The sequence below is a fragment of the Nocardia sp. NPDC060220 genome (assembly GCF_042727815.1).
Taxonomy (GTDB): Bacteria; Actinomycetota; Actinomycetes; order Mycobacteriales; family Mycobacteriaceae; genus Nocardia.
Window position 1 is genome coordinate 1 of sequence record NZ_JBHWZY010000485.1, and the last position, 5,282, is coordinate 5,282.

General features: G+C 67.2%; 8 protein-coding genes. 5 read left to right on the forward strand and 3 right to left on the reverse strand.

Translation table 11 applies throughout. The features are described from left to right. Positions 1-182 precede the first annotated feature (182 nt). Positions 183-524: a DUF1844 domain-containing protein gene (locus ACFWF3_RS23135; protein ID WP_378637057.1), complete on the reverse strand. Its 342-nt coding sequence runs from the start codon at positions 522-524 to the stop codon at positions 183-185. A 334-nt stretch (positions 525-858) separates the two neighbouring features. On the opposite strand from ACFWF3_RS23135, the gene infC reads away from it, so the two are divergent. The 4 genes from infC to ACFWF3_RS23155 all read left to right on the forward strand — a co-directional run bounded on the left by infC (position 859) and on the right by ACFWF3_RS23155 (position 3,154). Continuing rightward, a complete protein-coding gene (gene infC / locus ACFWF3_RS23140) occupies positions 859-1,590 on the forward strand; it encodes a translation initiation factor IF-3 (RefSeq protein ID WP_378637346.1) in 732 nt (243 codons plus the stop codon). Positions 1,591-1,620: 30 nt separating this feature from the next. Then, positions 1,621-1,818, forward strand: a complete 198-nt coding sequence (gene rpmI / locus ACFWF3_RS23145; protein ID WP_056824456.1) for a 50S ribosomal protein L35 — start codon at positions 1,621-1,623, stop codon at positions 1,816-1,818. A 116-nt stretch (positions 1,819-1,934) separates the two neighbouring features. Next, positions 1,935-2,321, forward strand: coding sequence for a 50S ribosomal protein L20 (gene rplT, locus ACFWF3_RS23150; RefSeq protein ID WP_019046423.1), 387 nt, complete (start codon positions 1,935-1,937; stop codon positions 2,319-2,321). 35 nt (positions 2,322-2,356) lie between these two features. Next, on the forward strand, positions 2,357-3,154 hold the full coding sequence (locus tag ACFWF3_RS23155) for a TrmH family RNA methyltransferase (protein WP_378994132.1): 798 nt from the start codon (positions 2,357-2,359) through the stop codon (positions 3,152-3,154). Between the two features lie 3 nt (positions 3,155-3,157). On the opposite strand, the gene ACFWF3_RS23160 is transcribed toward ACFWF3_RS23155, so the two are convergent. Next, positions 3,158-3,646, reverse strand: a complete 489-nt coding sequence (locus ACFWF3_RS23160; protein WP_378994134.1) for a MarR family winged helix-turn-helix transcriptional regulator — start codon at positions 3,644-3,646, stop codon at positions 3,158-3,160. A 94-nt stretch (positions 3,647-3,740) separates the two neighbouring features. On the opposite strand from ACFWF3_RS23160, the gene ACFWF3_RS23165 reads away from it, so the two are divergent. Next, positions 3,741-4,607 carry an NmrA/HSCARG family protein gene (locus ACFWF3_RS23165; protein WP_379315240.1) on the forward strand — a complete coding sequence of 289 codons (867 nt, stop codon included), beginning with the start codon at positions 3,741-3,743 and terminating at the stop codon, positions 4,605-4,607. A gap of 6 nt (positions 4,608-4,613) precedes the next feature. Here the strand turns inward: ACFWF3_RS23165 and ACFWF3_RS23170 are convergent, their stop codons facing one another. Then, positions 4,614-5,186, reverse strand: coding sequence for a TetR/AcrR family transcriptional regulator (locus tag ACFWF3_RS23170; RefSeq protein ID WP_379315241.1), 573 nt, complete (start codon positions 5,184-5,186; stop codon positions 4,614-4,616). Positions 5,187-5,282 lie beyond the last annotated feature (96 nt).

Consider the following 5,282-nt stretch of genomic DNA (forward strand, 5'->3'; position numbering starts at 1 on the left):
GATACCGGAAGCGCGGCACTGCTCACCGCACTCGCCAACATGATCTCCTCCGGCTCGGCCGTCTCGGTCACCCCCGGCGGTCCCACTCCGACCCCCGTGGTCTGAGTCGCGACGTTCGCTCGCAGCACAGAAAAAGATCCGCCGACGCACTGCGCCGGCGGATCTTTTCGTTGTGCGGAACGTCAGTGCACCGGACCGGTGTACTTCTCGCCCGGTCCCGTCCCCGGCGCGTCCGGTACCGAGGATGCCTCGCGGAACGCGCGCTGAAGCGCCTGCAAACCCTCGCGGATCGGGCCCGCGTGCGGGCCGAGGTACTCCACCGAGGCCGTGACCAGTCCGGCCAGTGCGGTGATCACCCGGCGCGCCTCGTCGAGGTCGACGCCCGCGCCCGAATCCGGGTTCTCGCCTGCCAGGCCCAGCTTCTCCGCGGCCGAACTCATCAGCATCACGGCGGCCCGGCTGATCACCTCGACAGCGGGGATGTCGGCCAGGTCGCGCACAGGAGGATCGAGCTCGTCAGTCATGCTGATCAGGCTATAGCGAGCCCGATCGCGGTTGCTCGCGCCCGGCCGATTCGGTGATAGCCCAACGCCATGCTAGACTTTCCGCTGACGACCGCCCCTGGATGTGTCATGCATCCGTGGGGCAGATAAGTGGAGCCCGACTCCCACCGTTACCGGCGATCCATCGTTCGGATAAACGGTCCCGGTCACCCGCTCATTGTGGTGGGTTTCCCGTGTGCCTGGCGCGCGGGGGTCGACAACCGAGCTCGTGAGGGCATCGGCTGTGGGCGATCGGTCGACATCGGGCCCCGTCGCGGAGAAATACCGCAGCGGGGCTTTCGTGTTGAATCAGGGGTTGCAGTTATTGCGTGCGGTCGTTAAGACGACACCGCTTGACCTAGGAGGCCCCATCAGCACTGAGACCCGCATCAACGATCGCATCCGTGTTCCCGAGGTTCGTCTCATCGGACCCGGCGGCGAACAGGTTGGGATCGTGCGTGTTGAAGATGCACTACGCGTCGCGCTCGAAGCCGACCTCGACCTCGTCGAGGTAGCACCCGATGCCCGTCCGCCGGTCTGCAAGATCATGGACTACGGCAAGTTCAAGTACGAGACCGCGCAGAAGGCGCGCGAGTCCCGTAAGAACCAGGTCCAGACCGTGATCAAGGAGCAGAAGCTCCGTCCGAAGATCGACGACCACGACTACGAGACCAAGAAGCGCAACGTGGTTCGCTTCCTCGAAGCCGGGTCCAAGGTCAAGGTCACGATCATGTTCCGCGGTCGTGAGCAGTCGCGTCCCGAACTCGGCTTCCGGTTGCTCCAGCGTCTGGGCTCCGATGTGGCCGATCTCGGGTTCGTCGAGACCTCGGCCAAGCAGGACGGCCGCAACATGACCATGGTCCTCGCTCCCCACAAGGGTGCGAAGACGCGGGTGAAGGCCCAGCAGGACTCTTCGGCGCCGGCGGCGACACGTCAGCCGCTGCCGACCGGTCCCGCGAGTGCAGACCCGGCCGCGCCGGTCGAACCGGCCGCACCGGTCGAGCAGGCCGCGCCTGCCGAGCAGGCTGCGCCGGCCGACCCGCAGTAAAACGATTTCAACGACTAGATAGAGGAATCCATGCCGAAGAACAAGACCCACAGCGGCGCCAAGAAGCGATTCAAGGTGACCGGCCGGGGCAAGCTGCTTCGCGAGCAGGCGAACCGTCGCCACCTCCTGGAGCACAAGTCCTCTCGCCGGACTCGTCGTCTGGAAGGCACGGAGTCCGTCGCTTCCGTCGACGTCCCCCGCGTGAAGCGGCTGCTCGGTCTCGCCTGACCTCTCCGGTCAGCTCGACCGTCGCAACCCGACGATTCCGCGGCCGGGATAACCGGACGCCGACAACTACCGAATTCGGGCGCCGCCGCGCCCCCAGATGATCAAGGACTATCACAGTGGCACGCGTCAAAAGGGCCGTCAACGCTCAGAAGAAGCGCCGTTCCATCCTCGAGGCCTCCAAGGGCTACCGGGGCCAGCGTTCGCGCCTGTACCGCAAGGCCAAGGAACAGCAGCTCCACTCGCTGACCTACGCCTACCGTGACCGCAAGGCGCGCAAGGGTGACTTCCGCAAGCTGTGGATTGCTCGTATCAACGCCGCCGCGCGTCTGAACGACATCACCTACAACCGCTTCATCCAGGGCCTCAAGGCCGCTGGTGTCGAGGTGGACCGCAAGATCCTCGCCGAGCTCGCGGTCTCGGACGCCGAGGCCTTCGCCGGCCTGGTGGCTGTCGCCAAGGCCGCGCTGCCGGCCGACGTCAACGCCCCGGCCACCGCTGCCTGAGCTTGACAACACACAGCGATCTGTCGGAACGGCCCGTGGACGCGCTCTCCGAGCGCAATCCGCGGGTCGTTTCCGCTGTCAAGCTCCAGCGCGCGGCCCAGCGCCGCAAGTCTGGCCTGTTCCTCGCCGAGGGGGCCAACGCGGTGTCCGCCGCTCTGGAGACCGGCCGCGTCCGGGAGATCTTCTATTCGCTCGCGGCCGCCGGTCGTGAGAACGCGCTGATCGCCGGTGCCACCGCCGACGGCGTCCGTACCACCTTGGTCAGCGATCGCGCCGCCGAACATCTCGGTGAAACCGTCACGGCGCCCGGCCTGGTCGCGGTGTGCGAACTCATCGACGTGCCGCTCGGTGAGATTCTCGATGGTCGCCCACGGATGCTCGCCGTCCCGGTGGAGATCGCCGAACCCGGCAACGCGGGGACCCTGATCCGGGTCGCCGATGCGGTCGGCGCCGACGGGGTGGTGCTGGCGGGCGAGACCGTCGACCCGCACAACGGCAAATGCGTGCGCGCCAGCGCGGGCAGCCTCTTCCACGTCCCCGTGGCCCGCAGCCGCGACATCACCGCGACTCTCGACGCGATCTCCGCCGCGGGCGTGACGATCCTCGCGACCGCCGCCAACGGCGAAGTCGACCTCGACGCCGCCGACGACATCCTGCGCGGACCGGTCGCCTGGCTCTTCGGCAACGAGGCCCACGGCCTCGACCCCGCCGTCGCCGCCCGCGCCGATCACCGCATCCGCATCCCCATCCACGGCCGCGCCGAAAGCCTGAATCTGGCTGCGGCAGCGGCTATCTGCCTCTACGCGAGCGCCCGCGTCCAGCACGCGAGGTAGTTCTCACGCCGGTGCGGCGCGGCCCCGGAGATAGTCGATCTGGGTGTGGCTGAGCTGCTCGGCCTTGCGCATGTGATCGGTGATCACCGCGAGCTCGTCCTCGGTATGGGTGTCGAGTAGCGCCTCCCAGCCCTCGCCGAGGTCGTCCCAGACGGCGGTGACGCGGGCGACGCGCTCGGGTACGGGGGAGACCAGCACCCGGCGGCGATCCTCGGCGTCGGGTTCGCGCATCACATAGCCGTCGCGTTCGAGTCGATCGACCAATCGGGTGGCGGAGCCGGTGGTGAGTCCGGTCAGATCGGCGATCTGTTTGACGGTGAGTGGCTGCGGCTCCGCGGTGAGCAGGCTCAGGCATTGCAGATCGGTGGGGTGGAGGCCCAGATGGTCGGCGACTGCCTGATTGAACAGGACATACGAGGCCATGTATTGCCGTGAGACGCGCGACAACTCCGCGTAGCGGGCACGTCGACTCTGCTCTGTAATCCGGATCACACTCCTTATCAGCTGCGCGACGCAGTTAAAACGGATAGATTGCTGCATGACACAGTTAATGTGCCACACAGCAAATCATACCGGAGGAAACATCATGCTCACCATCGCCGTGACCGGTGCCACCGGCGCACAGGGCGGCGCCACCGCTCGCGCCCTGCTCACCCTGGGTCACCGCGTCCGCGCGCTCACCCGATTTCCCGACGGCCCCGCCGCGGTGGCGTTGCGCGATCTCGGCGCCGAGATCCACTACGCCGACTTCGACGACCGTGGCTCCCTCGGCGTCGCCCTGGCCGGTGTCGACTCCCTTTTCGCCGTGACCACGCCGTTCGGCACCGACACCGCCGCCGAAACCCGCCACGGCGTCACCCTCATCGATGCCGCCGGTGCCGCACATGTCGGCCACATCGTCTTCACCTCCGCCGCGCATGCCGACCGCGCCACCGGAATCCCGCACTACGACAGCAAATTCGCGATCGAAGAGCATCTGCGGGCGAGCGGCGTCCCGTGGACCGTCATCGCGCCCGCCGCCTTCATGGACAACTACGCCACCGGCTGGACCCTCGACGGCCTCCGTGACGGCACCTTCGCCTGGCCGATGCCCGCCGATCGCCCGCTCACGCTGATCTGTGCCGAGGACATCGGCGCCTTCGCTGCGCTCGCCCTCGATCGCCGCGCCGAGTTCGCGGGCCGCCGCATCGACATCGCCGCCGACGAACTCACCCCGGACCGGCTCGCCGCCGCCCTGGCTGTCGCCCTCGGCCGTCCGATCGCACACCACGAAGTCCCGCTCGACTACGTTCGCGGCCATTCCGAGGATCTGGCCGCCATGTTCGACTACTTCGCCACCGTCGGCCTCGACGTCGATGTCAGCGGCCTGCGTCGTGCGTACCCCGACGTCGCCTGGCATTCGTTCACGGACTGGGCCGATGCGCAGAACTGGTCCGCGCTGCTCGCGCGCTGACCGGCCTCAGCACGAGGGGGTGGTGGCACTGCGCAGGTCGGTGAGGATTTCGGTGGCCCAGGGGAGTGTGATCGCATCGCTGCCCGCGACCTGCATCGCGGTCATGATGGTGAGCAGCATGCCGGTGGCGACGAAGCGGCGCGATTCCAGTGTGTCGGCGCCGGTGAGTTCGCCGATCAGGCGATAGATGCGACCGAATCGCTCCCGCATGTGGTCGCCGATCGCCGGATCCGCGCTCGCGGCGGCGCCGTGCAGCAGTACGAGGGGGAGTTCGCGTTCGGCCAGGAAGACATCGAAGCCGTGGCCGAGGGTGCGCAATGCCTCCGCGGTGTCGGCGCCGGGGGCGATCTCGGCGTCACGGAAAACCTGCTCGATGCGTGTACACACCTCCAGCAGGCAGGCGATGAACAGCTGCTGCTTGGTTCCGAACAGGCGGATCACGTAGGGCTGCGACACTCCCGCCAGCCGAGCGATCTCATCGGTTTTCGTTGCGGCATAGCCGGTTTCGGCAAAGGCATGGATCGCGGCTTCGAGCACCTGGGCGCTGCGCTCGGACGCGGTCATCCGGGTTCTCGTCATGGGCGTCACTGCCTCCTCGTTCGAATGCCTCTTGACATGTTATCAGTCGATGCATAACGATAAGCGAGGAAGTTATCAGTCAATAACAACTAAGGG